The organism is Sphingobium sp. B11D3D (genome assembly GCF_025961755.1).
Taxonomy (GTDB): domain Bacteria; phylum Pseudomonadota; class Alphaproteobacteria; order Sphingomonadales; family Sphingomonadaceae; genus Sphingobium.
This window is the reverse complement of sequence record NZ_JAOQOG010000001.1, coordinates 1793146-1819850: the sequence shown is the minus strand read 5'-3', so window position 1 is coordinate 1819850 and position 26705 is coordinate 1793146. Positions and strand designations below refer to the sequence as shown.

Annotated in this window: 22 protein-coding genes and 2 tRNA genes; 16 read left to right on the top strand and 8 right to left on the bottom strand. The window is 63.7% G+C overall.

Going from position 1 to position 26705, the window contains the following annotated elements:
- The first annotated feature begins 11 nt into the window (after nt 1-11).
- From M2334_RS08565 to alr, 10 genes are all read left to right on the top strand, one after another.
- On the top strand, nt 12-761 hold the full coding sequence (locus tag M2334_RS08565) for an SDR family NAD(P)-dependent oxidoreductase (RefSeq protein ID WP_264605215.1): 750 nt from the start codon (nt 12-14) through the stop codon (nt 759-761).
- Nucleotides 762-773: 12 nt separating this feature from the next.
- The gene (locus tag M2334_RS08560; protein WP_264605214.1) at nt 774-1532 is read left to right on the top strand and encodes a glutathione S-transferase family protein; all 759 of its coding nucleotides are present in this window, start codon (nt 774-776) and stop codon (nt 1530-1532) included.
- Between the two features lie 50 nt (nt 1533-1582).
- Complete coding sequence (locus M2334_RS08555; RefSeq protein WP_264605213.1) at nt 1583-2596, top strand: zinc-dependent alcohol dehydrogenase family protein; 1014 nt, start codon at nt 1583-1585, stop codon at nt 2594-2596.
- A gap of 18 nt (nt 2597-2614) precedes the next feature.
- Nucleotides 2615-3331: an alpha/beta fold hydrolase gene (locus M2334_RS08550; RefSeq protein WP_264605212.1), complete on the top strand. Its 717-nt coding sequence runs from the start codon at nt 2615-2617 to the stop codon at nt 3329-3331.
- A gap of 13 nt (nt 3332-3344) precedes the next feature.
- Entirely contained in the window at nt 3345-3887 is a 543-nt protein-coding gene (locus tag M2334_RS08545) for a VOC family protein (protein ID WP_264570304.1), read from the top strand.
- A 345-nt stretch (nt 3888-4232) separates the two neighbouring features.
- Nucleotides 4233-5648 carry a vanillate/3-O-methylgallate O-demethylase gene (gene ligM, locus M2334_RS08540; RefSeq protein ID WP_181559665.1) on the top strand — a complete coding sequence of 472 codons (1416 nt, stop codon included), beginning with the start codon at nt 4233-4235 and terminating at the stop codon, nt 5646-5648.
- Between the two features lie 92 nt (nt 5649-5740).
- A complete protein-coding gene (locus M2334_RS08535; protein ID WP_264570305.1) occupies nt 5741-6607 on the top strand; it encodes a methylenetetrahydrofolate reductase in 867 nt (288 codons plus the stop codon).
- An 87-nt stretch (nt 6608-6694) separates the two neighbouring features.
- Nucleotides 6695-8371, top strand: coding sequence for a formate--tetrahydrofolate ligase (locus M2334_RS08530; RefSeq protein WP_181559667.1), 1677 nt, complete (start codon nt 6695-6697; stop codon nt 8369-8371).
- 309 nt (nt 8372-8680) lie between these two features.
- Entirely contained in the window at nt 8681-11368 is a 2688-nt protein-coding gene (locus tag M2334_RS08525; RefSeq protein ID WP_264605211.1) for a TonB-dependent receptor plug domain-containing protein, read from the top strand.
- Nucleotides 11369-11452: 84 nt separating this feature from the next.
- Complete coding sequence (gene alr / locus M2334_RS08520; RefSeq protein WP_264605210.1) at nt 11453-12499, top strand: alanine racemase; 1047 nt, start codon at nt 11453-11455, stop codon at nt 12497-12499.
- Nucleotides 12500-12549: 50 nt separating this feature from the next.
- On the opposite strand, the gene gyrA is transcribed toward alr, so the two are convergent.
- A complete protein-coding gene (gene gyrA, locus M2334_RS08515; protein WP_264605209.1) occupies nt 12550-15261 on the bottom strand; it encodes a DNA gyrase subunit A in 2712 nt (903 codons plus the stop codon).
- Nucleotides 15262-15567: 306 nt separating this feature from the next.
- On the opposite strand from gyrA, the gene M2334_RS08510 reads away from it, so the two are divergent.
- Nucleotides 15568-16872 carry a hypothetical protein gene (locus M2334_RS08510; RefSeq protein ID WP_264605208.1) on the top strand — a complete coding sequence of 435 codons (1305 nt, stop codon included), beginning with the start codon at nt 15568-15570 and terminating at the stop codon, nt 16870-16872.
- A gap of 104 nt (nt 16873-16976) precedes the next feature.
- Here the strand turns inward: M2334_RS08510 and M2334_RS08505 are convergent, their stop codons facing one another.
- Nucleotides 16977-17450 carry an Lrp/AsnC family transcriptional regulator gene (locus tag M2334_RS08505; protein ID WP_181559673.1) on the bottom strand — a complete coding sequence of 158 codons (474 nt, stop codon included), beginning with the start codon at nt 17448-17450 and terminating at the stop codon, nt 16977-16979.
- Between the two features lie 148 nt (nt 17451-17598).
- Between M2334_RS08505 and M2334_RS08500 the strand changes: the two genes are divergently transcribed.
- Both M2334_RS08500 and M2334_RS08495 read left to right on the top strand, forming a co-directional pair.
- Nucleotides 17599-19323 carry a histidine kinase dimerization/phospho-acceptor domain-containing protein gene (locus M2334_RS08500; protein ID WP_264605207.1) on the top strand — a complete coding sequence of 575 codons (1725 nt, stop codon included), beginning with the start codon at nt 17599-17601 and terminating at the stop codon, nt 19321-19323.
- A 107-nt stretch (nt 19324-19430) separates the two neighbouring features.
- Nucleotides 19431-19506: transfer RNA gene (locus M2334_RS08495), tRNA-Ile, on the top strand.
- Between the two features lie 110 nt (nt 19507-19616).
- On the opposite strand, the gene M2334_RS08490 is transcribed toward M2334_RS08495, so the two are convergent.
- Both M2334_RS08490 and M2334_RS08485 read right to left on the bottom strand, forming a co-directional pair.
- Nucleotides 19617-19693: transfer RNA gene (locus M2334_RS08490), tRNA-Pro, on the bottom strand.
- Nucleotides 19694-19921: 228 nt separating this feature from the next.
- A complete protein-coding gene (locus M2334_RS08485; protein ID WP_181559675.1) occupies nt 19922-20128 on the bottom strand; it encodes a hypothetical protein in 207 nt (68 codons plus the stop codon).
- Between the two features lie 262 nt (nt 20129-20390).
- Here M2334_RS08485 and ettA point away from each other — a divergent pair, with 262 nt between their 5' ends.
- Nucleotides 20391-22070: an energy-dependent translational throttle protein EttA gene (gene ettA, locus M2334_RS08480; RefSeq protein WP_264572842.1), complete on the top strand. Its 1680-nt coding sequence runs from the start codon at nt 20391-20393 to the stop codon at nt 22068-22070.
- A 242-nt stretch (nt 22071-22312) separates the two neighbouring features.
- On the opposite strand, the gene M2334_RS08475 is transcribed toward ettA, so the two are convergent.
- The gene (locus tag M2334_RS08475) at nt 22313-22696 is read right to left on the bottom strand and encodes a gamma-glutamylcyclotransferase (protein WP_264605206.1); all 384 of its coding nucleotides are present in this window, start codon (nt 22694-22696) and stop codon (nt 22313-22315) included.
- Between the two features lie 3 nt (nt 22697-22699).
- Nucleotides 22700-23341: a carbonic anhydrase gene (locus tag M2334_RS08470; protein WP_181559678.1), complete on the bottom strand. Its 642-nt coding sequence runs from the start codon at nt 23339-23341 to the stop codon at nt 22700-22702.
- Between the two features lie 65 nt (nt 23342-23406).
- Between M2334_RS08470 and lipA the strand changes: the two genes are divergently transcribed.
- Both lipA and M2334_RS08460 read left to right on the top strand, forming a co-directional pair.
- On the top strand, nt 23407-24345 hold the full coding sequence (gene lipA, locus M2334_RS08465; protein WP_264572844.1) for a lipoyl synthase: 939 nt from the start codon (nt 23407-23409) through the stop codon (nt 24343-24345).
- 6 nt (nt 24346-24351) lie between these two features.
- Nucleotides 24352-24828: a type II toxin-antitoxin system RatA family toxin gene (locus tag M2334_RS08460; protein ID WP_264605205.1), complete on the top strand. Its 477-nt coding sequence runs from the start codon at nt 24352-24354 to the stop codon at nt 24826-24828.
- Here M2334_RS08460 and M2334_RS08455 read toward each other — a convergent pair.
- Together M2334_RS08455 and M2334_RS08450 are read right to left on the bottom strand one after the other, a co-directional pair.
- Nucleotides 24774-25313: a CinA family protein gene (locus tag M2334_RS08455; RefSeq protein ID WP_181559681.1), complete on the bottom strand. Its 540-nt coding sequence runs from the start codon at nt 25311-25313 to the stop codon at nt 24774-24776. The two genes, M2334_RS08460 and M2334_RS08455, sit on opposite strands and share 55 nt — an antisense overlap.
- 105 nt (nt 25314-25418) lie before the next feature.
- Nucleotides 25419-26627: a bifunctional 2-C-methyl-D-erythritol 4-phosphate cytidylyltransferase/2-C-methyl-D-erythritol 2,4-cyclodiphosphate synthase gene (locus tag M2334_RS08450; RefSeq protein WP_264605204.1), complete on the bottom strand. Its 1209-nt coding sequence runs from the start codon at nt 26625-26627 to the stop codon at nt 25419-25421.
- Nucleotides 26628-26705: the final 78 nt, after the last annotated feature.

The following is a 26705-nucleotide window of genomic DNA, read 5'->3' as shown; positions in this document are numbered from 1 at the left end:
GGAGAGAGGCCATGACAGACTTTGCGGGGCGGCATGTGATCGTCACGGGCGCATCCAGCGGCATAGGACTGGCGACGGCGCGGATGCTCGCCGCCCGTGGCGCGAGGGTTTCCATGCTCGCGCGGCGCAAGGACGCGCTGGCCGATCAGGCCCGGGCCATTGGCGATCATGCCGCTGCCTTCGCCGCCGATGTCGGTGACAAAGCCGCGCTTGAAGCCGCGCTGGCAGAGGCCGTGGGGCATTTCGGGCCGGCTTATGGGTTGTTCGCCAATGCCGGGCTCGCGGGCAACTTCGCGCCGGCGCTGGCCTATTCGCCCGAGCTGTTCGACGAGGTGATCCGTGTCAACCTCACCAGCGTCTTCTGGGCGATCCAGGCGCTCGCGCCGGGAATGGTGGAAGCGGGCGAGGGCAGCATCCTCGTCACCGGATCGATGGCCAGCAAGCGCGGCATGGCGATGAACCCGGCTTATGTCGCGTCCAAACATGGCGTACTTGGGCTCTCGCGCGCCATCGCCGTCGAACTGGCGCCGCAGGGTGTGCGGTGCAACTGCATCGTCCCCGGCTTCATCGAAACGCCGGCCTTTGACCTGATCCCGCCCGAGCAAGCCGCGCGCATCAATCAGCGCGTGCCCCAGCGCCGGATGGGCAGCGCCGATGAACTGGCGGAGGTCGCCTGCTTCCTCCTTTCACCGGCTGCCAGTCATGTGACGGCGCAGAACTGGGCAGTCGATGGCGGCGTGCTCGATACGCTCGAAGTTTAAGGAACCCTCAGGATGACGCTCAAATATTACCACGCCGAGCCACTGGCCAATTCCCTCAAGTCGATGATCCCCTTGAAGGAGAAGGGGCTGGCTTATGAGTCGATCTACGTCGATCTCCACAAGTTCGAGCAGCATTCGGACTGGTTCAAGGCGATCAACCCGGAAGGGCAGGTGCCGGTGCTGCTCCATAATGGCGCCGTGATCACCCACACGACCGTCATCAACGAGTATCTGGAAGACGTCTTTCCCGAAGTCCCGCTGATGCCCTACGATCCGCTCGGCAAGACCAAGGTGCGCTACTGGAACAAGTTTGTCGACGAGCATGTCATGAACTATGTCTCCATGCATGGCTGGCACCGGCTCGTCGGCGTGATTGCCCGCAACATCGAGAATGGCGAGTTCGAGAAGTTGCTCGAACATATTCCGCTGCCCGATCAACGCAAGAAATGGGCGACCGCGCGTTCTGGCTTTTCCGAGGCGGACCTCGCCAATGCGACCGACAAGATCATCTATGCGCTGCGCAAGATCGAGGCGCAGCTTGGTGAGACGCCCTGGCTGGCCGGCGAGATGTACACGACGGCGGACATCAATTTCTTCAGCCATTGTGGCGCGATGGTGGAGCGGATGTTCCCGGAGCTGGATGTTGCGACCAACTATCCGCGGATCGTCGATTGGCGCGAGCGGGTGAAGGCGCGCCCGGCCGTCGCCGAGGCGCTGGCCAGCGAAGACCGCACCGCGCCGGGCCTGCGGACCTGGTCTGGCGACCGCTAGGCGCTGTAGCCGGCGACACAGTGAATTGAGATGAGTGAAGGAGTTTGACGATGCGTGCATGGCAACTGGCGGCGGGGGCCACCTCGATCGACGATCTTCATCTGGTCGAGCGCGATCAGCCCGCGCCCGGCCCCGGCCAGGTGGCGATCCGGGTTCATGCCTGTTCGCTCAACTATCGCGATCAGGCGGTGGTGCTCGGGCGCTATCTCGGCGGTCCGGTGCCCAACCCCACCATTCCCTTGTCTGACGGGGCGGGCGAAGTCATTGCCGTGGGTGCGGGCGTGACGCAGTTCAAGCCTGGCGACCGGGTGGCCGGCACCTTCTTCCAGAGCTGGGACGATGGCCCGCCCAATCCGGCTGCTGGCCTTGCGCTCGGTGCCGCGGGCGCCGACGGGATGCTCGCCGAAGTGGTCGTTCTGCCGGAGCAGGGCGTGGTTCCCGTTGCCAAGTCGCTTAGCTATGCCGAGGCGGCTTGCCTGCCCTGCGCCGGTGTGACGGCCTGGAACGCGCTGTTCGAAGGCCCACGGCCGGTCAAACCCGGCGAACGCGTGCTGCTGCTTGGCACCGGCGGGGTTTCGATCCTCGCCTTGCAACTCGCCAAGGCAGCGGGCTGCGAGGTCATCATTACCTCCTCCAGCGACGCCAAGCTGGAGCGCGCCAAGGCGCTGGGGGCCGATCATCTCATCAACTATCGCGAGATCGAGGACTGGGGTCAGCATGTCTCCACCACGATGGGCGGCGTCGACAAGGTGGTCGAGGTCGGCGGTGCCGGCACGGTGCAGCAAAGCATGGCCGCACTGCGCCACAATGGCGAAGTTGCACTGATCGGCGTGCTCAATCCCGTTGGCGGGCCTAACCCATCAGGCCTGATGTTCGTCGGCGGCACGCTGCGGGGTATTTTCGTCGGCTCGCGCGGCATGGCGCGACGACTGGCTGCGGCAATTGACGTCAACGGCATCAAGCCGGTCATCGGCGCCCGTTATACGTTCGAGGATGCCAAGGCGGCCTTTGCGCATGGCAGCGGTTCGGAACATTTCAGCAAGGTGGTGATCGACGTTCGCTGAGATCGCGTGGCCCGCTTCATGTTCATACCCGGCGCCTGGCATGGCGGGTCGTGCTTCGAACGGCTGCGTGCGCCGCTGGAGCGGGCCGGACACAGCATGCTTACGCCCGACCTACCGGGTGCCGGTGGCGATGCGCGCGCCATGGCGCAGGTCTCGTTGGAGGGCTGGGCGCAGTTTATCGTTGGGGAGGCCCGCCGCCAGGCTGAGCCGGTGATCCTGTGCGCCCATAGCCGCGGCGGCATCATCGCAAGCCAGGCCGCCGAGCTGGCGCCGGAGGCGTTCGCGGCGCTGGTCTATATCAGCGGCGCGCTCATCCCAGACGGGCAAAGCCTTTATGACATGATCGGGCGCTCGATGGAGACGGGCCGCTTCGGCGCCGCGCTCAGCCCGGTCCATGGGGGTCTTGGCTTGCGGTTCGACCCAGCGGAGGCGGCGGAATTCTTCTATCAGCTTTGCAGTCCTGAGGACCAGCGGCAATCGGTCGCGCGGCTTATCGATGAGCCGGTCAGGCCATTCGGGACAGCGCTGCGCCTCACTGCGGCTCGCTTTGGCCGCGTACCGCGCCATTACATCGAGTGCGCGGAGGACCAGACCTTTCCATTGGACGTGCAACGCGCGATGCAGGCGGTGCTGCCTTGCCGCAGCGTCACCACGCTCGAGAGCGACCACAGCCCGTTCATTTCCATGCCGGAAACCCTCGCGGGTGCTCTGGCGACCATCGCAGAACAAGAATGAAGAGGAGAGACGGATGACCAGGAAATTTGGCTTCGGCGGCGACATCGGCACCATCTGCCAGATGGCCTATGTGGTCCGCGACATCCATCAGGCGATCGACTGGTGGATCGAGCGCACGGGCGTCGGTCCCTGGTTCGTCCTGCCGAGCTTCGGGGGGCCGGATCATGTCTATCGCGGCGAGACGTGCAAGAGCAGCAGCGCCATCGCGATGAGCTTTGCCGGCTCGACCAATATCGAGCTGATCCAGCCTTTGGACGACCATCCGTCGGTCTACAAGGAGACGATCGATCGCGTGGGCTATGGCTTCCATCACTTTGGCGTCGCGCGCGAGGACATCGAGGACGAGGTGGCGCGCCGGATCGCGCGTGGGGAAACATTGGTCCAGCGGGCGCCGGTTCCGACTGGTGGCTCTGTCGCGTTCTTCGAGGGCGGGCCGGGCGCGCCGGGCTTCGTCGAGCTGATTCCGGCAACGGGGGGCATGGATGCCGGCTTCACCACCTTTTGGGAGCAGACGCAGGATTGGGATGGCCGCGACCCCATCCGGCCCTTCCTGTGAGCCGGTTTAGGCCCCGCGCGACCTCAATCATATTGCGCAGCAACATGGCTAGACATGATACCCCACGCCGTGGAAATGGCATGAACCGGCGATCCGTGGGAACCCGCTACGATGGGGCCGGAAACTGGTTCGCTGGTGCAGCATGAACGTGCATTTTTTTGACGCCATTGCGAGGTGATAAATCCCTATCAATTCGCTAATTTCTGCGCCGGAGGGTCTGGGCGGCCTTCCAATTTTTCGTTTGTGTAACATACAAAATTTCGTATGTTCCGCCCGTCCATCGATTCGACGTTCTCGTCGAACGCAGACCCTTGTTTCTCGCGATCCAAATGGAGAGGCTCTCTGATGTCCAACCCTACCAATCTTGAGCAAGTGCTCAACGCCGCCGGCAATCCGGTGGAAATGCTGCGCAACAGCCAGATCGGCGCCTATGTGTATCCGGTCGTTGCTCCGGAATTCTCCAACTGGCGCTCCGAGCAGTGGGCCTGGCGCAACGCTGCCGTGCTGTTCGATCAGTCGCACCACATGGTCAACCTGTTCATCAAGGGTAAGGACGCGCTCAAGCTCCTGACCGACACGATGATCAACTCGCCCAAGGGCTGGGAAGTCAACAAGGCCAAGCAGTATGTGCCCGTGACGCCTTATGGCCACGTCATCGGCGACGGCATCATCTTCTGGGAAGAGCCCGAAGTGTTCTGCTATGTCGGCCGCGCGCCGGCTGCCAACTGGCTGCAGTACCATGCCGAGACCGGCGGCTACGACGTCGAGATCGTCTATGACGACCGGTCACCTTCGCGTCCGATGGGCAAGCCCGTCAACCGCAGCTACTGGCGCTTCCAGATCCAGGGTCCGAACGCCTGGGACGTGATCGAGAAGCTGCACGGCGGCAAGCTCGAGCAGCTCCGCTTCTTCAACATGTCCACGATGAACATCGCTGGCCGCTCGGTGCGCACGCTCCGTCACGGCATGGCCGGTGCGCCGGGTCTCGAAATCTGGGGTCCGTACGAAGAGATGGAAGACATCCGCGGCGCCATCGTCGAGGCTGGCAAGGATCTCGGCCTGGTGCAGGTCGGTTCGCGCGCTTATCCCTCGAACACGCTGGAATCCGGCTGGATCCCGAGCCCGCTGCCGGCCATCTACACCGGCGAGAAGCTGAAGGCCTATCGTGAGTGGCTGCCGGCCAAGAGCTACGAAGCCACCGGCGCGATCGGCGGTTCGTTCGTCTCGAACAACATCGAGGATTACTACACCAATCCTTATGAGATCGGTTACGGTCCGTTCGTGAAGTTCGACCACGACTTCATCGGCCGCGAAGCGCTCGAAGCCCTCGACGCTTCAACGCAGCGCAAGAAGGTCACGCTGGCCTGGAACGGCGACGACATGGCGAAGATCTATGGTTCGCTGTTCGATGCCGACGCCGACTCGCACTACAAGTTCTTCGACCTGCCGCTGGCCAACTATGCCAACACCAATGCCGACGCCGTCCTCGACGCCGCTGGCAACACGGTCGGCATCTCGATGTTCACCGGCTACTCGTACAACGAGAAGCGCGCGCTTTCGCTCGCGACGATCGACCACGAGATCCCCGTCGGCACCGAGCTGACGGTCCTGTGGGGCGAGGAAAATGGCGGCACGCGCAAGTCCACCGTCGAGCCGCACAAGCAGATCGCTGTTCGTGCCGTCGTGAGCCCGGTTCCCTATTCGGTGACCGCGCGCGAGACGTACGAAGGCGGCTGGCGCAGCGCTCGCGTCGACGCCTGATCCTGATCCGTTGCGGGCGGCCATCCTCCGGGGTGGTCGCCCCGACGACCTTCCGAAGACACTATAAGCCCCAATCGAGGCGAGGACTTTTCATGGCTACGGCAACCCTGGACAAGACCGCACTGGCGCGGCTGTTTGAAGACTACTCGCTCGAAATCACGCCCAAGGACGTGGAAGCGCTGCAGAATGCCGCGCACATGATCCCGCAGGGTACGCTCATTTCCTGCACCTTCTTGCCGGGTGCCGAGTTCGAGGATCGCGTCCGCGCGGCTCGGGCCATTCAGGATCTCGGTTTCAAGCCGGTTCCGCACATTTCCGCACGGCGCCTGCTGGTGAAGGAAGACCTCAACCGCTTCCTCGACATGCTCGCCGCGCAGATCGACCTCAAGCATGTGTTCGTGATCGCCGGCGATCCTTCCGAGCCGCTCGGGCCCTATGACGACGCGCTGGCCGTGATCTCCTCGGGCACGCTCAAGGAATATGGCATCCAGCATGTCGGCATTTCCGGCTATCCCGAAGGTCACCCGGACATCACCAACGAAAAGCTCGTCAAGGCGATGCATGACAAGGTCGCCTCGCTCAAGGAGCAGGGGATCGACTATTCGATCATGACCCAGTTCGGTTTCGATGCCGATCCGGTGCTCGACTGGCTCAAGCAGATCCGCGCCGAGGGCATTGACGGCCCCGTGCGCATCGGCCTTGCCGGCCCGGCCTCGATCAAGACGCTGCTCCGCTTTGCCGCGCGCTGCGGCGTTGGCACTTCCGCCAAGGTCGTCAAGAAATATGGCCTTTCGATCACCAGCCTGATCGGCAGCGCCGGTCCCGATCCGGTGATCGCCGATCTCGTCCCCGCGCTGGGCGAGGAGCATGGCAAGGTCCACCTGCATTTCTATCCGTTCGGCGGTCTGGTGAAGACCAATGAGTGGATCGTGAACTTCAAGGGCAAGCAGGGCATCTGACGCTCCGGCGTCCGCTGCCGCTCAATTAATTCCAGACAAAGACGGTCGGCCCGTTCCGGGCCGTATCATGGAAAGGCTAGGAGAATCATGGCTCAAGGCTCCGACATCGAAATCGCACGCGAAGCGAAGATGCAGAACATCGCCGAGGTCGGCGCAAAGGTCGGCATCCCGCAGGACGCGCTGCTGAACTACGGCCCTTACAAGGCGAAGCTGTCCTGGGACTTCATCAACAGCGTCCAGGGCAATCAGGATGGCAAGCTCATCCTCGTCACCGCGATCAACCCGACGCCAGCAGGCGAGGGCAAGACCACGACGACGGTCGGCCTTGCTGACGGCCTGAACGCCATCGGCAAGAAGACGGTTGCGGCGCTGCGTGAGCCGTCGCTCGGCCCGTGCTTCGGCGTCAAGGGCGGAGCCGCCGGCGGCGGTTATGCGCAGGTCGTGCCGATGGAGGACATCAACCTCCACTTCACCGGCGACTTCCATGCCATTACCTCGGCGAACAACCTGCTCGCCGCGCTGATCGACAACCACATCTACTGGGGCAACAAGCTCGGCCTCGATCCGCGTCGTATCGCATGGCGTCGCGTGCTGGACATGAACGACCGCGCGCTGCGTTCGATCGTCAACTCGCTCGGTGGCGTGTCCAATGGCTACCCCCGCGAGGACGGCTTCGACATCACCGTGGCGTCGGAAGTTATGGCGATCCTCTGCCTTGCTTCGGACCTCAAGGATCTGGAGCGTCGCCTCGGCAACATCCACGCCGGCTACACGCGCGACCGCAAGGCCGTGTTGGCCCGCGAGCTTAACGCCTCGGGCGCGATGACCGTTCTTCTCAAGGACGCGCTGCAGCCCAACATCGTGCAGACGCTCGAGAACAACCCCGTGCTGATCCACGGCGGTCCGTTCGCGAACATCGCGCATGGCTGCAACTCGGTGCTCGCCACCAAGACGGCGCTCAAGATCGCCGACTATGTGGTGACCGAAGCCGGCTTTGGTGCTGACCTTGGCGCCGAGAAATTCTTCGACATCAAGTGCCGCAAGGCCGGCCTGAAGCCCTCCGCGGCCGTCATCGTGGCCACTATCCGCGCGCTCAAGATGCACGGCGGCGTCGACAAGGCCGATCTTGGCACGGCGAACCCGGACGCGGTGCGCAAGGGCGGCGTCAATCTTGCCCGTCACATCGAGAACGTCCGTCAGTTCGGCGTGCCCGTGGTCGTGGCGATCAACCAGTTCGTCACCGACACGGCCGAGGAAATGGCTGTCGTTCAGGAGATCGCGGAAGCCGCTGGCGCCGAGGCGGTGGAGTGCAGCCACTGGGCCAATGGCTCCAAGGGCACCGAAGAGTTGGCCCGCAAGGTTGTCGCCCTGGCCGAGGGCGGTTCGTCCAACTTCGCACCGATCTACGAGGACGGCCTCTCGCTGTTCGACAAGATCGACACGATCGCTAAGCGCATCTACCGCGCCAGCGAAGTGACGGCCGACAGCAGCGTGCGCAACAAGCTCAAGGGCTGGGAAGCCGATGGCTATGGCCATCTGCCGGTCTGCATGGCCAAGACGCAGTACAGCTTCTCGACCGACCCGAGCCTGCGTGGTGCGCCGACCAACCATGTCGTGCCGGTGCGCGACGTGATCCTGTCGGCAGGCGCCGAGTTCATCGTCGCGGTGTGCGGCGACATCATGCGCATGCCCGGCCTGCCCAAGACACCGTCGGCGGACTTCATCCGTCTGGACGACAAGGGTCAGATCGAAGGTCTGTTCTGATCAATTAAGACAGAGGGGAGGCGCACGGCCTCCTATTTTGAGAGATTGGCCCGTCGGCGTTGCTGGCGGGCCATTTTCTTTTCCGGTTAACAAATGTTTGCCACGCATTAACCATCGGTTAAATGAGACTTGTCTGTGGGGGGCAAGCGAACGATGGTGATCGACCAGCAGAATCCGACCTAATCTAAAGCAGTTGCATTTGTCTGAGCAATCGATTGCAAAAATGTTTAGACAAAGTGTATTCATTTTCGTAAGCCGATATTGACGATCGACAGTAGGGCCGATCGCGCTGTCATATTGGGGAGGATCATGGCCAAAAATGGCTTCCGGCGCGCATCTGCGCTTGGCTTCGTGTCGTTTGCCGCGCTTGTTGCGTCGCAGAGTGTCAGCGCTCAGACGGGCACCGCGCAGACCAGTCAGTCCGAGGATGATGCCGCGAATACCGCCGACATTGTGGTGACCGGCACCCAGTTGCGCGGCGTTGCGCCGGTGGGTTCCTCGGTGATTGCGGTCGGCCAGCAAGAAATCCGCGACACGGGGCTGGCCACGACATCGGATATCCTCAAGACCATTCCGCAGGTCTCCGCCTTGGGGCCAGGCGAAGCCACGCTGGGCACCAACGTCAACAGCGCGACGCTCAATAGCACCCGCGCCAATGGCGTTAACCTGCGCGGCCTCGGCACGCAGGCGACGCTCACCTTGCTCGATGGGCGCCGCGCACCTCCGGGCGGTGTTGCCGGCCAGCTCTTCGATGCCTCGGTGATCCCGGCCATTGCGCTCGAACGGATCGACATCGTGGCGGACGGCGCTTCGGCCACTTACGGCTCGGATGCTGTCGCGGGCGTCGCCAACCTGATCCTGCGCCGCAACTTTGACGGGCTAGAGGCCAGCGCGCGTTACGGCTTCGCTGATGGCTATGACGAATGGCAGGGCAATGCCATTCTCGGTAAGAAGTGGGACACCGGCTCGGTGATGATTGCCGGCGACTATTATTACCACAGCCGCCTGCGCCAGGAAGATCGCGCGGAGCTGTTCCAGTGCGATCAGCGTGCTTTTGGCGGGTTGAACAACTGCGCCTTCACCAGCTCGCCGGGCAATGTGATCGATCCCGCGACCCTCACCCGCTACGGACTTCCGGGTGGCAGCGGTGAGAATCTGACGCCTGCCAACCTCTCGACCACGCCCAACTTCCAGCAAAGCTATGTGAACAATGATCTTCTGCCGCAGCTCAAGCGCTGGAGCGTCATTGGCCGCCTCGATCAGGAACTGACGCCTGCGCTCAAGATGTGGGCCAGCGGCTTTTACTCCAAGCGGACCCTGAACCAGCGCGCGGGGTCTCTGACGCTGGGCGCCGCGACGCCCGTACCGAGCAGCAATCCCTATTTCATCGAGTTCGCGCCGGGGCAGACCTCGCAGATCGTCGAATATGCCTTTAACGAATATGGGCCGATCCAGGGCAACATCTACGAAAGCTCCTACCAGCTGGCGACCGGGTTCGATTATTCGCTGGATGGCAACTGGCAGCTTTCCATTTACGGCTCCCATGGCGCCACGGAAGGCGGCGCCAAGACGGACGGTTTCCTGAACACGGCTTTGCTCTCCGCCGCGCTGGCCGATTCCAACCCCGCGACGGCCTTGAACGTCTACGGGACGGGTCAAAACAGTCGTGATCAGATCGACCGCCTTGTCGCCTTCTTCGACGTGACCGGCCTCTACACCGTCGACCTCGTCAACGTGAAGACGGACGGTGCGCTGTTCAACATCGGCGGCGGCGCGGTGCGCATGGCGGTGGGCGGCGAGTTCCACCATGATTATTACCGCAACACCGCCGCCGAGAATATCAACGGGCCGTCGCTCTCGCAGATCAACCTCTTTGGCGATACGGCCAGCTCTCGCGACGTCTGGTCGGCCTTTGCGGAGGTGAACGTGCCGCTGGTCGGTGCGGCCAATCCCATGCCGGGCATTGATCGGCTCGAACTCAACATTGCCGGCCGCTACGATCACTATAGTGATGTCGGCGGTACGACCAATCCGAAGTTCGGCATTCGCTACGATCCGGTGCCGGGCGTCTCGGCTCATGCCAGCTACGGCACCTCATTCCGGGCGCCGACGCTGTCCGATACCAACCCCGCCAGTACGGCGACGGTGTTTTCGATCCCCAATTTCGGGCCGTTCGGCAATGTGATCGAATATGTCGGCGGCAATGCCGATCTCAAGCCTGAGAAGGCCACGACCTGGTCGGTTGGCGTGAAGTTCACCCCGCCAAGCAGCGGCTTCACCGCGTCACTGGACTACTTCAACATCGATTATAAGGACGTCATCGAAACGGCGCCGGTGTTCAGCGTGCAGGTCTTCACTGACCCAGCCTATGCGCCGTTCGTGACCTTCAACCCGACCGTCGCGCAGGTGAACGCGATTTACGATCTGCCCTGGGCGCCGCCGGCGATCATTGCAGCCTCGGATGTCGATGCCATTGTCGACGCGCGCCGCAACAATGTCGGGCGCATCAAGATGGACGGGCTGGATTTCCTGGCCAACTATGCGTTCGATTTGGGTGGCGGATCGGCCAATATCGGGGTCTCGGGCACCTATCTGCTCAGCTATGGGCGAGCGACCGGCCCGACCTCACCGACGGTCGACCGACTGAACCTGGCCAACTTCCCGCTGCGGTTCCGGGGCCGCGCCAATCTCGGGTGGCGGGGCGAGAATTTCGGCGCCACGATGTTCGTGAACTATACCAATGCCTACACCAACACGGTGGGCACCATCGCGCCATCGCAGTCGGTCGACTCCTACACGACGGTCGATCTGACGCTGACCTACGACGTGCCCAAGGCGGATGGCGTGCTGAGCGGCCTGTCCTTCTCGCTGAGTGCGCTGAACCTGTTCGACGCCGCACCGCCCTTTGCGGCGATCGCCAACAACCAGGTCTATGACTCGACTGTGGCAAACCCGCTCGGCCGGTTTGTCTCGCTGACGGTCCGCAAGGCGTTCTGACCCGATGTCACTCGCGCCCTCCAGCAGGGCGCGGGTGGCCGGATTGCTCTCGACGGGCAGGGGCGAGCGCGCTACCCCGCCCACATGATCGACTGTCCCTCATCGCCGCTGGCCCTGCATCTGGATCGTGACGCGCTGATCGCCAATTGGCGCTGGCTGGCAGGGCAGAGTGGGGCGGCAGCCTGCGGGGCAGCCCTTAAGGCCAATGGCTACGGCTTGGGCGCGACCGAGGTTCTGCAGCATCTGCTGGCCGCCGGGTGCCGGGATTTTTTCGTCGCGACATGGCAGGAAGCGGCGGCTCTGCTGCCATTGCTGGAAGGCGCATCGCTCAGTGTGTTGCACGGGGTGCGCGCGGAAGATTTGGCTTTTGCGCTGACAGCACCGGCAAGACCGGTGCTGAACAGCGCCGCGCAAGTCGCCCGATGGAAAGCTGCAGGCGGCGGCCCGTGCGATGTCATGATCGATACCGGCATGAACAGGCTGGGCCTACGCCCCGATGAACTTGGCGCTGGCGTGCTGGATGGGCTGGAGATCGAGACACTCTGCAGCCACCTTGCCTGCGCCGATGAAATGTCCGATCTGAACGCGGTGCAGTGCGCGCGCTTCGAGGCCGTGCGGCAGCAGGTGCCGGCACGGCGCTACAGTCTGGCCAACAGCGCAGGCATTTTGCTTGGGAGCGATTACGCTTTCGATCTGACCAGGCCCGGGCTCGCGCTCTATGGCGGCCTGCCGACGCCAACTGCGACCGGCCATATCCGCCCGGTCGTGCGTCCCCATGCGCAGATCCTCCAGCGTCGCCGGGTCGAAGCTGGCGAAACAGTGGGCTATGGCGCGACCTTCACCGCGAAGGCGCCCGTTGAGGCGGCGATCGTCAATCTTGGCTATGCAGACGGCTATCTGCGCGCTTTTGCCGGGGGAGGGGCGATGCTCCATGGCGGAGAGCGGCTGCCGCTGCTGGGGCGCGTCTCCATGGATCTGATCGCCGTCGATGTCAGCGCGGCACCGGATCTGGAGGAAGGGGACTGGCTGGAGGTGGACTATGATCTGCCCACCGCCTCAGCGCACACCGGTCTGTCTCAATATGAGTTGTTGACCGGACTGGGCCAGCGGTTCGAGCGGCGCTGGGTCTGATCATGAACCGCCCGCCAGCGCGCTCAAGGCAACGCTGACGGGCCTGTTCCTCATTCCGCGGTGTCGGAGGCCTCGCCCTCGGCCGTCGGCATGTCCGCCTCGACCTCGTCCGTGCTTTCCTCAATCCGCGCGGCACTCACGACATGCTCGTTCTGCGCCACGTCGAACAGGCGCACGCCCGCAGAACCACGGCCGATCACGCGCAAGCTGCTGAGCCCCATGCGGATGAGCTTGGCCTGATCGGTCACCAGCATGAGCTGATGCTCGCGGGTCGCCGGGAAGCTCGCCACGACCGGGCCGTTACGCTCGATATTGTCGATGTTGGTGATGCCCTGGCCACCACGCCCGGTGCGGCGATACTCGAAGGCTGAGGAGAGCTTGCCATAGCCATTGGCGCAGACGGTCAGGATGAACTGCTCGCGGGCGCGCAGGGCCTCGAAACGGTCGGCGGCCATCTTCGGCTCGCCCTCCTTCTCGCCCTTCCATGGAGCGAAGCGCAGATACTCCTCGCGCTCTTCCATGTCCTGAATACCGGCACGCTGGAGCACGGAGAGCGAGATGACCTCGTCGCCTTCCTTCAGCGTCATGCCGCGCACACCGGTGGAGTTGCGGCTCTGGAACTCGCGCACATCATCGCCGCGGAAGCGGATCGCCTTGCCCTGGCGGGAGGCCAGTAGCACGTCATCTTCTTCGCTGAGGAGCGCGACGCCGATCAGGCGGTCGTCGGCGTCCTCACCCTCAAACTTCATCGCGATCTTGCCGTTCGAGGGGATATTCGCGAACGCATCCATGCTGTTGCGGCGCACACTACCCTTGGCGGTGGCGAACATGACATGGAGCTGCGCCCATTCATTCTCGTCTTCCGGCAGCGGCAGCACCGTCTGGATGGTCTCGCCCTCGGCCAGCGGCAGGAGGTTGACCATCGGACGTCCGCGTGTGGCCGGCCCGCCTTCCGGCAAGCGCCAGACCTTGAGGCGATAGACCTTGCCCAGCGTCGAGAAGAACAGCACCGGCGTGTGCGTGGAGGTCACGAACAGCTCGGTGACGACATCCTCTTCCTTCGTCGCCATGCCGGCGCGGCCCTTGCCGCCGCGGTTCTGGGCGCGGAAGGTATCGAGCGGCGTGCGCTTGATGTAACCGGACATGGTCACGGTCACGACCATGTCTTCGCGCTCGATCAAATCCTCATCCTCGATGCCGTCGGCAGCGGGGGCGAGGGTGGAGCGGCGCGGCGTGGCGAATTCAGCTTCGATCGCGTCGAACTCTGCGCGCATCACCTCGAACAGGCGAACGCGGCTGGCGAGGATCTCGAGATAGCCAGCAATCGCATCGGCCAGCCCCTTGAGCTCGTTGCCGATCTCGTCGCGGCCAAGCGCCGTCAGCCGGTGCAGGCGCAGATCGAGAATGGCGCGAACCTGCGCGTCCGACAGATGATAGACGCTGCCCGAGGGCTCATCATCCGCGGCCTCGACCAGCTTGAGATAGGGCGCGATGTCCCCGATCGGCCAAGCGCGCGCCAGCAGCGCCTCGCGGGCCGCCGCCGGGCTGCTCGCCCCGCGGATCATGCGCACGACTTCATCGAGATTGCTGACTGCAATGACGAGGCCGAGCAAGATGTGCGCGCGGTCCCGTGCCTTCGCCAGCTCGAACTTGGTCCGGCGGGTGATCACTTCCTCACGGAAGCGCACGAAGGCCTCGATGATGTCGCGCAGCGTCAGCAACTCGGGCCGCCCGCCACGGATGGCGAGCATATTGGCGGGGAAGCTCGACTGGGCGGGCGTGTGCCGCCACAGCTGATTGAGCACCACATCCGCCGTGGCATCGCGCTTCAGCTCGATGACGACGCGAACGCCCTCGCGGTTGGATTCATCGCGAATGTCCGAGATGCCCTCAATCCGCTTGTCCTTGGCCGCCTCGGCGATCTTTTCGACGAGACCGGCCTTGCCGACCTGGAACGGAATTTCGGTGAGGACGATCTGTTGGCGGTCCCCGCGCAGAGTCTCGATGATATGGCGCGAGCGCATGATGATCGATCCGCGCCCGGTCGTATAGGCCGAGCGGGCGCCAGACTGGCCCAGGATGAGCGCGCCGGTCGGGAAGTCCGGGCCCGGCACGATTTCCATCAGCTCCTCGGCAGAGATCGCCCCGTTATCCATGTACGCCTTGCAGGCGCGCAGCACTTCGCCGAGATTGTGCGGCGGAATATTGGTGGCCATGCCGACCGCGATGCCGCCGGCACCGTTGACCAGCAGGTTCGGGAAGCGGGCAGGAAGCACCTGCGGCTCGCTCTCGCTGCCATCATAGTTCGGCAGGAAATCGACCGTATTCTTGTCGAGATCGTCGAGCAGTGCGTTGGCGACCTTGGCGAGGCGCGCCTCGGTGTAGCGCATGGCCGCCGGCGAATCCGGGTCCATCGAGCCGAAGTTGCCCTGACCGTCGATGAGCGGCACGCGCATCGACCAGTCCTGCGTCATGCGCGCCAATGCGTCGTAGATCGAGCTGTCACCGTGCGGGTGATATTTACCCATCACGTCGCCGACGATGCGGGCCGATTTGCGGTAGGGCTTGTTATAAGTGAAGCCCATTTCGTGGGCGCCGAACAGGATGCGGCGATGCACGGGCTTCAGCCCGTCGCGCACATCCGGCAGCGCGCGGGACACGATCACCGACATGGCGTAGTCGAGATAGCTCGACTTCATCTCATCGACGATGTTGATCGGGCTGATATCCGAGGGTTCGGCGAGGATTGTCTCGTCGCTCAAGCGTTTTCTCTTATGATTACGTGGTGGGAACTCGAAGCGGTGTGACTAGCCCGCGACTGCAGAAAAGGCCAGAGAAAAGGGCAAAATTGCACGCTGTCTCGAACCGGTCGAAGCCGAATGGGGGCGGGAGCGCGACGGCTTGCGGATTTCCCGTGCCAACCGGCGTCGCGCCCTCATGACAAGCCCGGGAACGGTGGTTATAGCGACATTCAATTCCCGTTCACGCGTGATCCTGCAGTGCAGGGCCATGAAGTCAGCGGGATCCGCGACTTGGGGGCCGAGATCTTAGTTCTGGAGGAATATTTGATGCGTCTGTTCAATACCACTGCTCTTACGATCACCCTGGCCGCGTTTGCGGCGGGCGCCTTTGCAACGGCTCCCGCATCGGCGCAGAACCGGGATGGCAAGCAGGCCGAACAGAGTTCGGCACCCAAGATTTCGCTGAGCCGCGGCTTCCAGAAGGGAGCGGTCGAAGCCCAGGAGCTGGTCAAGAAGCAGGATTTTGCGGGCGCAAAGGCGAAACTGGACGAGATCCAGTCCACGGCGACCAAGCCCGACGATCGCTACTTCTTCGGCAGCCTGCTGCTACAGGTCGGCATCAACCAGAAGGATGAGGCCATCCAGCGCCAGGCTCTGGAGACGATGATCGACTCCGGCATGACGCCGGCGACCGAAGTGGCGAAGTTCCACTATTTCGTCGGCCAGTTCGCCTTCAACGCCAAGCAATATGATCAGGCCCGCACTCACTTCCAGTCGGCCATCGACGGCGGTTACGGCGGCCCCACGCCCGACGTGCTGATCGCCAACACCTATTTCAACGAGGCGCAGGACCAGATCGTCAACAACCAGTTCACCGATGCCGGCAAGGCGAAGGTGGAGCAGGGCCTGCCGCACCTCAAGCGCGCGATCGAACTGCAGAAGGCATCCGGCCAGCCTGTCGATGCAAGCTGGTACAACAAGGGCCTGAGCATGGCGGTGTTCGCCAAGTCGCCGACCCTCTCCGACTGGACCAAGCTGGCACTGCCGGTCAGCGGCACCCCGGACAACTGGGCGCTGGTGCTGCGGATGTTGCAGGACGAATATCCCAATGCGACCCGCGACGAGAGCATCGACATCATGCGTCTGATGGCGGCCACCAAGTCGCTCAAGAGCGCCTATAACTACAATGAATATGCAGAGGCGGCCAATCGCCTCGGCCTGCCCGGCGAGGTCAAGGCAGTGATCGATCAGGGTCGCTCCAGCGGCGTTCTGAGCGGCACCACGCTGTCCGACCTCTATCAGGTCGCGACCAGCGGGATCACGCAGGATCGCGCGTCGCTTGCAACCTCTGAGAAGAGCGCCGCGTCCGCCGCTACTGGCAAGCCCGCCGCCAACACCGCCAGCGCCTTCATGAGCTATGGCGACAATGCCAAGGCCGTGACCCTGTATCGCCTCGCGCTGCAGAAGGGCGGCGTGGACGCGGACGAGGTGAACACACGCCTCGGCATCGCGCTCGCTCGGTCGGGCGACAAGGCCGGTGCTCTGGAGGCATTCGGCAAGGTCAGCGGCACCGGCGTGCGCAAGCGGACCGCCGACCTCTGGACGGTTTGGCTGAACAGCTCCAACGCCTGAACCCCTGCGGTTCGATTGAAAAAAGTTAGAATGCCGGCGGCTCTGTCGCCGGCATTTTTATTGGGCGTTGGACGGACTGCCTCAGCCCTCAGCCACGCCCGGGCTCAGCGGCCGACCGGCACCCCTGGCAGGTTCTTGGACGTGCGGATCGTCAACGACGTCTTCACGCTGGCCACATTGGGCGCTTGCGTCAGCTGCGAGGTGAGGAACTGCTGAAAGCTGCGCAGGTCCTGCGCCACCACCTTGAGGATGAAATCGATCTCGCCGTTCAGCATGTGGCATTCGCGGACCTCCGGCAGCGCCGCGACATGGGCCTCGAATGCCTGCAAATCCTCTTCCGCCTGACTTTTCAGGCTGACCATGGCGAACACTGTCGTCGTGTAGCCCAAGGCGACCGGATCGAGATGGGCGTGGTAGGAGGCGATGAAGCCGCGATCCTCCAGGCTTTTCACCCGGCGCAGACAGGGCGGGGCGGTCAGACCGACGCGCCGTGCCAGCTCGACATTGGTCAGGCGGCCATCCTCCTGAAGCAGGTCGAGCAATTTGACGTCGGTCTCATCCAGCGAACTACCGGGCATAGAGGACATTTCCTTTCACGGTAGATGTTCTTGCAGACATATAATGTCGCTGCAACGTAATTGTCCCACAATGCAACGTCCCATTTTTTAACGCTAGGCGGGTCGGTTTACCATCAGTACACGCGGTTCCGTTACAGGGGCCAACTGAATGCGTTTCAACGATCTTCTGCGGACGGTGCTGGCCAATGGCGGCGAGGGCACAGGTGCCGCCGTGACGCGCTGGCGCCAGTGCATGGATCTGCTTGCCCAATATGATGTCTCCGGCGCGGAAACCCAGAAGCTTTCACCGGACGAGGCGCACACCATCCTGACCATCCTGCAGGAGGCCCGGCCGAAGGTGAGCCTGGAAGGCCGCATCGCGTCCGTCGTGGAGCTTGGGTCCAGACTCCGCTCGCCCACGCTGGTGCAATGGCTGGCGGGCGACCATCCTTCGGTTGTCGTGGCAATGATGAAGTCGGTCCGGCTAACCGGCGAAGACTGGGCCGCGATCATACCCCATCTGGGTCCGTTGGCGCGCAGCGTTCTGCGTCGCCGTCCGGATCTGCCGGATGCCGCAATGGCCGCGTTACGACGCTTCGGCGAAGTCGATCTGTCGCTGCCGGCGGCCGAGGTTCGGCAGGCGGAAGCAGAGACGTTGAGTGCGGACCGGGTCGCTGGGACCGACGAGCTTGATCGATCGGGCAGCACAGACGAGGCAAGCCAGATCGGCCGTCTCGTTGCGCAGATCGAGCGGTTTAAGAAGGCGAACCCGTTCAAGGCGGCCGGCGCCGCTGACCCGGTGCCGGATGCGGTCCAGGCAGAGTCTCGGGTCCAGAATACGCCGGACGCCGATGTCGACAGCTTTCAGTTCGAGACCGATGCTTCGGGCCTCGTCCGCCTGACCGACGGCGCATTTCCCGAGGCGATCATTGGCCTGAGCATTGCGACGCCGGGCGTGGATGTCAGCCATGGAGTGGATGGCGCCACGCTTGGGGCATTTCGGCACCGCGCCGCATTCGAGAATAGCCGCCTGACCTTGCAGGACGGTGCGCTGGCGGGCGAATGGCGCATCTCCGGCGAACCGCATTTTGACCGGCAGAGCGGTCGCTTCCGAGGCTATACCGGCATTGCCCGGCGTGAGCGGCGGTTCGAGGCGCCGGTGCGCCCCCTCGAGACGCAGTCGAGCGACGAGGGCACCACGCTCTCCGCCACCAGCACGCGGCAACTGATCCATGAGTTGCGCACGCCGTTGAACGCCGTGCAGGGCTATGGCGAAATGATCGAGGCGCAGATCCTCGGTCCGGTCCCCGAGGTCTATCGCGACATCGCCCGCGCCATCCTGGCGGATGCGCGCGCATTGTTGACGACCTTCGACGATCTCGACGCGGCGAGCCGACTGGAGCGGGGAGACCTCTCTGCCCAGCAGGATGATGTCGATCTGACCGCTGCCCTTCACAGGGTGGTGGACGCGGCCGGCTTTGGCCAGGCCGTCAATCTCTCGGTCGAGAGCGGTTCCAGCCTTGTGCATGGCGACCGCAACCAGATCGAACGCATGTTGAATCACCTGATCCGCATCGGCCATGCCGGACTGGCTGCGGGCGAACAGCTTGTCCTGTGCGTCTGCCCGGCGCCAGAGCGGGCCTCCGTGAGCCTGACGATGAGTCGCCCGACCGCTTTGCGCGGCATCGAGGCGCGCGCCTTTCTCGAACAGGGTTATGTGGTGGAGCAGCGCCTCTATGGCGACACGCCGCCACTCGGGCTTGCGTTCGCCCTCAAACTGGTGCGGGGAATCGTCCGCCATCTCGGCGGGGAGTTCGCCATCACGGCACAGGCGTTCGGCATCGTGCTGCCGACCGCGCCCGAGGCCTATCGCGAGCAGGGCCATAACGGTTGATCCGACTCCTGTTCGCTCCGCTCGCCACCATGCATCAAGACTTGCCAAGCGGGAGCGCCGCAAGCTAACGCGCCCAGAGCCGGCGCCATGCGCTGCGGTGGAGAATGGGGCCTGTAGCTCAATGGTTAGAGCTGGCCGCTCATAACGGCTAGGTTGCGGGTTCGAGTCCTGCCGGGCCCACCATCCATCGAAGAGCGGACGTTGCTGCGCCTTGCGCTTGCCGCAAAGGCAGAGCGACCGCCCGGCTCGGCCGTGGCAATGCCGATCACACTATTCAGAAAATAAGGGAAAAGTGGTCGGGGAGACAGGATTCGAACCTGCGACCCTCTGCTCCCAAAGCAGATGCGCTACCAGGCTGCGCTACTCCCCGATCCAGGGCGGGCCTTAGCTTTCGCTTTGCCCTTGATGCAAGCACAAAGGCCGCGCCGATCCCGGATGTGCCGGGTGGAGGCGCAAGGATGATCGAACGAAGATCACCGGTGCCTGTAACTGGCAGGCACGATCCAAACGGCAGAGCCGGCGACCGTACCACCAAATGTAAAGGCGGCGCCGATGATCGACGCCGCCCTTGAACAATGCGCAGAAGCGCAGTCGCAGATTACTCTGCTGCGTTCGCCGCGTTGTTCGAGACGTTGGCGAGGTTGTCCATCGCGTTCGCAGCATTGTCAGCAGCGTTGGCAGCGGCGTCCAGCTCGTTCACAACCAGCTCGTTGGAGACGTTGTTGGTCTCAGCAGCCGGCTTCTCGCCGCACGCTGCAAGGCTCATGAGCGCGATCGCGGCGCCGGCCACAGCAAACTTCTTCATATTATTAGGCTCCCATAGCAAAGGTCGTGCACAGCAAAGGGCACGAGCGGCCCAATTAACGCATGCCGCAGGGAAATCAATAGCCTTATCAACCAAAGTGCTTGGCAATAAGGGACGGTTTTTCGTGTGGGACAGCGCTTTGATAATGATGGCGCGAAGAGCGGCGGAGCGGGACAACCCGGGATTTGCCAATGGACCCGCCGTAAGCTAACCGGGCGCCAATTCAAAGACACTCCATTCCGCTCAAGAGGACCGTTTCCCGATGGCCGTCCAGTACAGCTTTGTCATGAAGGGTCTGACCAAGACCTTCCCCGGCGCAAACAAGCCGCTTTTCAATAACATCCACCTTCAGTTCCTGCCGGGAACGAAGATCGCGATCATCGGCGTCAACGGCGCCGGTAAATCGACGCTGATGAAGGTGATGGCCGGCATCGACAATGATTACACGGGCGAGGCGTGGGCCGCCGAGGGGATTCGCGTCGGCTATCTGCCGCAGGAGCCGCAGCTCGATCCCGACAAGACGGTGATCGAAAATGTGAAGGACGGCGTGCGGCCTGTCGCCGATCTAGTCGACCGGTTCAACGAGATCAGCGCGATCATGGGCGATCCGCCGGAAGACTGCGATTTCGACGCGCTGATGACGGAGATGGGCGAGCTTCAGGAAAAGATCGACGCGGTCGACGGCTGGACGCTCGACAATCAGCTGGAGATCGCCATGGAGGCGTTGCGCTGCCCGCCGGGCGACTGGAGCGTCGACAATCTCTCGGGCGGTGAAAAGCGCCGTATCGCTCTGTGCCGTCTGCTGCTGGAAAAGCCGGACATCCTGCTGCTCGACGAACCGACCAACCACCTCGATGCCGAGAGCGTCCAGTGGCTGGAGCAGCACCTGATCAATTACACCGGCAACGTGATTCTCGTTACCCACGACCGCTACTTCCTGGACAACGTCGTCGGCTGGGTGCTGGAGCTGGACCGCGGTCGGGGCATCCCGTTCGAGGGCAATTATTCGAGCTGGCTGGACGCCAAGGCAAAGCGCATGGCGCAGGAAGAGCGCGAGGATGCCGGTCGGCAGAAGGCGATCAAGGAGGAGCTGGAGTGGATCCGGCAGTCGCCCAAGGCGCGCCAGACCAAGAGCAAGGCGCGTATCCGGGCGTTCGACGAGCTGGTCGAGAAGCAGGAGAATCGCGCACCCGGCAAGGCCCAGATCGTCATCCAGACGCCCGAGCGCCTTGGCGGCAAGGTGATCGAGGCCAAGAACCTCACCAAATCCTATGGCGACAAGCTGCTGTTCGATGATCTCTCCTTCACGCTGCCGCCGGGCGGCATTGTGGGCGTGATCGGCCCGAACGGCGCGGGTAAATCTACGCTGTTCCGGCTCATCACCGGGCAGGAACAGCCCGATTCGGGCAGCATCGAAGTCGGGCCGACCGTGCGCCTGGGCTATGTCGACCAGAGCCGCGATGCGCTCGATCCGAATCATAACGTCTGGGAAGAAATCTCCGGTGGCCATGATCTGATGACCATCGGCAAGCATGAGTTGCAGACGCGCGCCTATGTCGGGGCCTTCAACTTCAAGGGCCCCGACCAGCAGAAGAAGGTCGGCCAGCTCTCAGGCGGTGAGCGCAACCGCGTCCACATGGCCAAGATGCTCAAGGAGGGTGGCAACGTCCTCCTGCTCGACGAACCGACCAACGATCTCGACGTCGAGACGCTGCGCGCTCTGGAAGACGCGCTTGAGAACTTCGCCGGCTGCGCCGTGGTCATCAGCCACGACCGCTTCTTCCTCGACCGCCTGGCGACTCACATCCTCGCTTTCGAGGGCAACAGCCATGTCGAATGGTTCGAAGGCAATTTCGAGGCCTATGAGGAAGACAAGCGCCGCCGCATGGGCGACGCGGCGGATCGGCCGACGCGCCTCGCTTACAAGAAGCTGACCCGCTAACGGAGGCTTGCAGGGAGGGCAGGGGCTCGGTGGGTCAAAGACTCATCGCCGCTCCCGTCAGGCCGCTCGGCTGCCCCTCACTGCAGAATCGGACCCGGTCTGGTGCTCCGGCGGATTGCTTTTGACGGACAAGGGGTCGCCACCATGCTGGCAATTTAGACCAACAGCTCCACCAGCGTCCGCCGACTCGGCGCGGATCGACCCAATGTGGCGAGGGCGCGGGATGTCAGCGCGACGCCGGGCTACGCGTTGCGCCACTGGCCGGTGGCAATCACCGGCAGACCCTCGACACTGCGATTATACTCATAGGTCCAGACCCGACGCCCGCTGTCCAGGAGGTCGACCTCGATGCGGCGATACTCTGACGCGCCGGGCTTATCGGGATCGTACAACTCGTAGACATCCATTTTCTCGAGCAGCAGCGGATCGCGGATGCCGATCAATTCGCCATGCACCACGCCGGACTCGCCCGTTACCAACCCGGGATAATCACCCAGATGATAGAGCCGGCCGACCACCCGGTCCGGCCCGAGGCGGCGAACGCCGCCCTCCATGCCGAGCGCCGCGAAGCCCGGTCCGCCTGTCATCAATAGTCCGTAGACGAAGAAGGCGAATTCTGTGTCCATTGCCTATTCGAACGGAGCGAAGTCGCCGCTCTGCTCATCGAGCACATGCAGGACGCCATCGGATATGGCGAAGAATGCGCCTCGCAGGGCCAGCGCACCGCTGGCTTCCTTTTCCGCGATCCACGGGAACGTGCGCAGATTAGCGAGGCTGACCTTGACGGCCGCCAGTTCCATCGCCCGGCCCGCCGCGCCGCCATGGTCGCTGCCATGCGTCGCGACGACCTCTGCCCGCGCATCATCGAGCAGGGATATCCAGTTCGCGATGAACCCGCCCTCGCCGGGCGCCGCATCGTGCATGGCCCGGGTGAGCGCCGCGTTGCAGCCGCCGCACATGCCGTGGCCCATCACAAGAATTTCCCCCACGCCGAGGAACTGCACGGCGAACTCGACGGCAGCGGAGACGCCGTGCCGCCCGGGATTGGTCTCGAACGGCGGGACTAGCGCCGCCACGTTGCGGACGACGAAGATTTCCCCGGGACTGGTGTCGAAAATCTGGGTCGGATCGACGCGGCTATCCGAACAGGCGATCACCATAACGCGCGGGCTCTGGCCCTCGCTCAGTTCCGCCCAGCGCGTGCGCTGTTCAGACCAGTCCTGACCGCGAAACCGGCGATATCCTTCGAGCATGTCTGAAAACTGTACCATGGCAATTTCTTTGCCGATGATCGTGGGGGCTGGCAAGCGGGCTTTGCGGTCGCTATCTGGGCGGCATGAACGATCTCTCGTCCGATCCCGCAGGCTTCCGCCCGCGCAAGCCCGACTGGATCCGCGTCAAGGCGCCGGTGAGCGCCGGTTACGAAGCCACACGCAAGCTGATGCGCGACAAGGGGCTGGCGACGGTCTGTGAAGAAGCGGCCTGCCCGAACATCGGTGAGTGCTGGACCAAGAAGCATGCCACGGTGATGATCCTGGGCGACACCTGCACGCGGGCCTGCGCCTTCTGCAATGTGAAGACCGGGATGCCCCGGCCCGTCGATCCGCGCGAGCCGCAGAATCTGGCCGATGCCTGCGCCGAAATGGGCCTTGAGCACATCGTCGTGACGTCGGTGGACCGCGATGATCTGGCCGATGGCGGGGCAGGGCAGTTCGTGAAGGTGATCGAGGCGTTGCGCCGCACCACGCCGGAAACGACGATCGAAATTCTGACGCCGGATTTCCGCAACAAGCATGAGGCCGCCGTGGAGGCCATCGTCGCGGCGCGGCCGGATGTGTATAATCACAATCTCGAGACGGTGCCCCGGCTGTATCCCACGATCCGCCCCGGCGCGCGCTACTATGCCTCGCTTCGGCTGCTGGAGACGGTGAAGCGCCTCGATCCCTCGATCTTCACAAAGTCCGGCATCATGCTCGGCCTTGGCGAGCAGCGGCTTGAGGTCCATCAGGTGATGGACGACATGCGTTCGGCGGATATCGATTTCCTGACCATGGGCCAGTATCTGCGCCCGACGCCAAAGCACGCTGCCGTCGCGGAGTTCGTGACCCCGCAGGCGTTCAAGGCTTATGCCGCCATCGCGCGTGCGAAGGGCTTCCTGCAGGTCGCTTCCAGCCCGCTGACCCGCTCAAGCTATCATGCCGGCGACGACTTTGCCCAGATGCGCGCCGCGCGCGAAACCGCGCTCGCCAAAGCCGCGATGAAAAGCAGCCTGTGAACCCCCATGCCCAAGCATAACGAAACCCGCCATCTGCCTTACTCGCCCGAACAGATGTTCGATCTGGTGGCTGACGTCGCGTCTTATCCGGAGTTCCTGCCCTGGGTCAGCGCCATGCGGGTCCGCTCGAACAGCGACACGGAGATGCTGGCGGACATGGTCGTGGGCTTCAAGGGGCTGCGGGAGACCTTCACCTCGCGCGTCGTGAAGGAGCGGCCGCACCATGTGCATGTCGATTATGTCGACGGGCCGTTGCGCCATCTCTCCAACGACTGGCGTTTCCGGCCGGACGGGGAGGGCGGGGTGCTGATCGACTTCGAAGTCGATTTCGCGTTCAAGAGCCGCATGTTCGAAATGCTGGCCGGCCAGGTGTTCGACCGGGCGCTGCGCAAGATGATCGGCGCTTTTGAAGAGCGGGCGGTGGCCCTTTACGGCGCCGATGCCTCGGGCAGCAGCAGTTCGAGCGCACATAGCGCCGCCTGAAGCCGCACTTTCGCGCGGCCTTCATCCTCAAATTTCCGCAAGTCAGCGACGGCATCGGCATCCTGCATGCCTTTTTCCGCGCGGGCGAACACGACCGTCCCCACCGGCTTCAGCTCCGTTCCCCCATCGGGACCGGCCACGCCGGTGATCGAGACGGCGACATCGGCGCCCGTCCGGTTGAGGGCACCATGCGCCATCGCCCAAGCGGTGGCGATGGAGACCGCCCCGAAGGCATCGATCACATCTTCGCTCACACCGAGCAGCTTGACCTTCTGCGCGTTGGAGTAGGTCACGAAGCCTGCCTCGAACACGGCGGACGAGCCCGGAATTTCGGTCAATGCAGCCGCGACGAGTCCCCCGGTGCAGCTCTCCGCTACCGCCACAGTGCGGCCAATGGCGCGATTTTCCGCGATAACGCGGCGGGCCAGAGCAACGAGTTCGGGCGGCAGCACGCCATCGGCTTTGTTCAGGGTCGACTCACTCATGATCGTCCACGCATGATCGCATCGAGTGGAAAAGCCAACGCCAATAATGATGGCCTCGATGAGCGGGAACGGTGGCGGGCCGCAGTTGGTTGCCTTGGGGCCGCGTCACGATGCCGCTTCAGCATCGTCGTCCGGCAGGCGCAGGGTGACCACCGCCTGCGCCGCGATGCCCTCGCCGCGGCCGGTCAGCCCCAGTCGCTCGGTCGTGGTGGCCTTCACGCTGATCCGCGCTTCCTGCAACATCATGATCTCCGCCAAGCGGGCGCGCATCGTCCCGCGACGCGGCCCGATCTTGGGTGCCTCGCAAATGATCGTCACGTCGACATGATCGATCCGACCGCCGCGCGCCGACACGCGATCGCAGGCGAAGGCCAGGAACCGATCCGAAGCCGCGCCCTTCCATTGCGGGTCGCTGGGTGGAAAATGGCTCCCGATATCCCCCTCCGCCAGCGCGCCAAGTATCGCATCGACCAGCGCATGGATCGCCACGTCGGCATCGCTATGGCCGGAGAGGCCATGACTGTGGGGGATCTGCACGCCGCACAGCCAGAGATCTTCGCCTTCCACAAGGCGATGCACATCGAAACCCATGCCCACGCGCGTGCTCATGCCGGCCGTCAATATTCGCTCCATCCGTTCGTGATCGCCCGGTCCCGTGATCTTCTCAAGCGCGCTGTCGCCTGGCACCAATGCCACGTCGATGCCCGCGCGCCGCAACATCTGCGCGTCGTCGGTCGGTTCTTCGGGGCCCGTCCACTGCTGATGGGCGGCCATGAGCGCAGCAAAATCGAAGCCCTGCGGAGTCTGCACGCGCGCGAGGGTCAACCGATCGACCACCTGGCCGGCCTCGTCGCCACCGGAGCGCACCAGCGTGTCGACCACCGGGAGTACCGGAACCACGCATCGCGCGCCATCGGCGAGTGCGCCGAGCACGCGGTCGATGACGGCAACCGGAAGCAGCGGTCGGGCGCTGTCATGAACGAGCACATGGGCTGCACCGGGCTCGCTGCCGGCCAACGCCTCAAGACCTGCGCGAACCGATAGGCGCCGGCTGCTGCCCCCTGCGACGATCGTCAGACCTTCCGCGCGGGGACCGAGCAGGCTGCGCATCGCATCCTCGCTGCCTGGCGGCACGACGAGCGCCATAGGGCCAACGCCGGGATGGGCGCGCAACGCATCCAGCGCATGGGCCACAACCGGCTTGCCGGCGAGCGTTCGCACCTGCTTGGGTGTCTCGTGACCGGTGCGCAAGCCGGCACCGGCAGCGAGCAAAATCGCGGCTGACAGGCCTGCGCGAGGGGCTTGATCGGGCATGGAGGCGCGCTTAGCGCACGGCTTGCTTGCCCGCCAGCGTCATTCGCGGTAAGGGCTGCCTGTTTTTTAGGCAACATT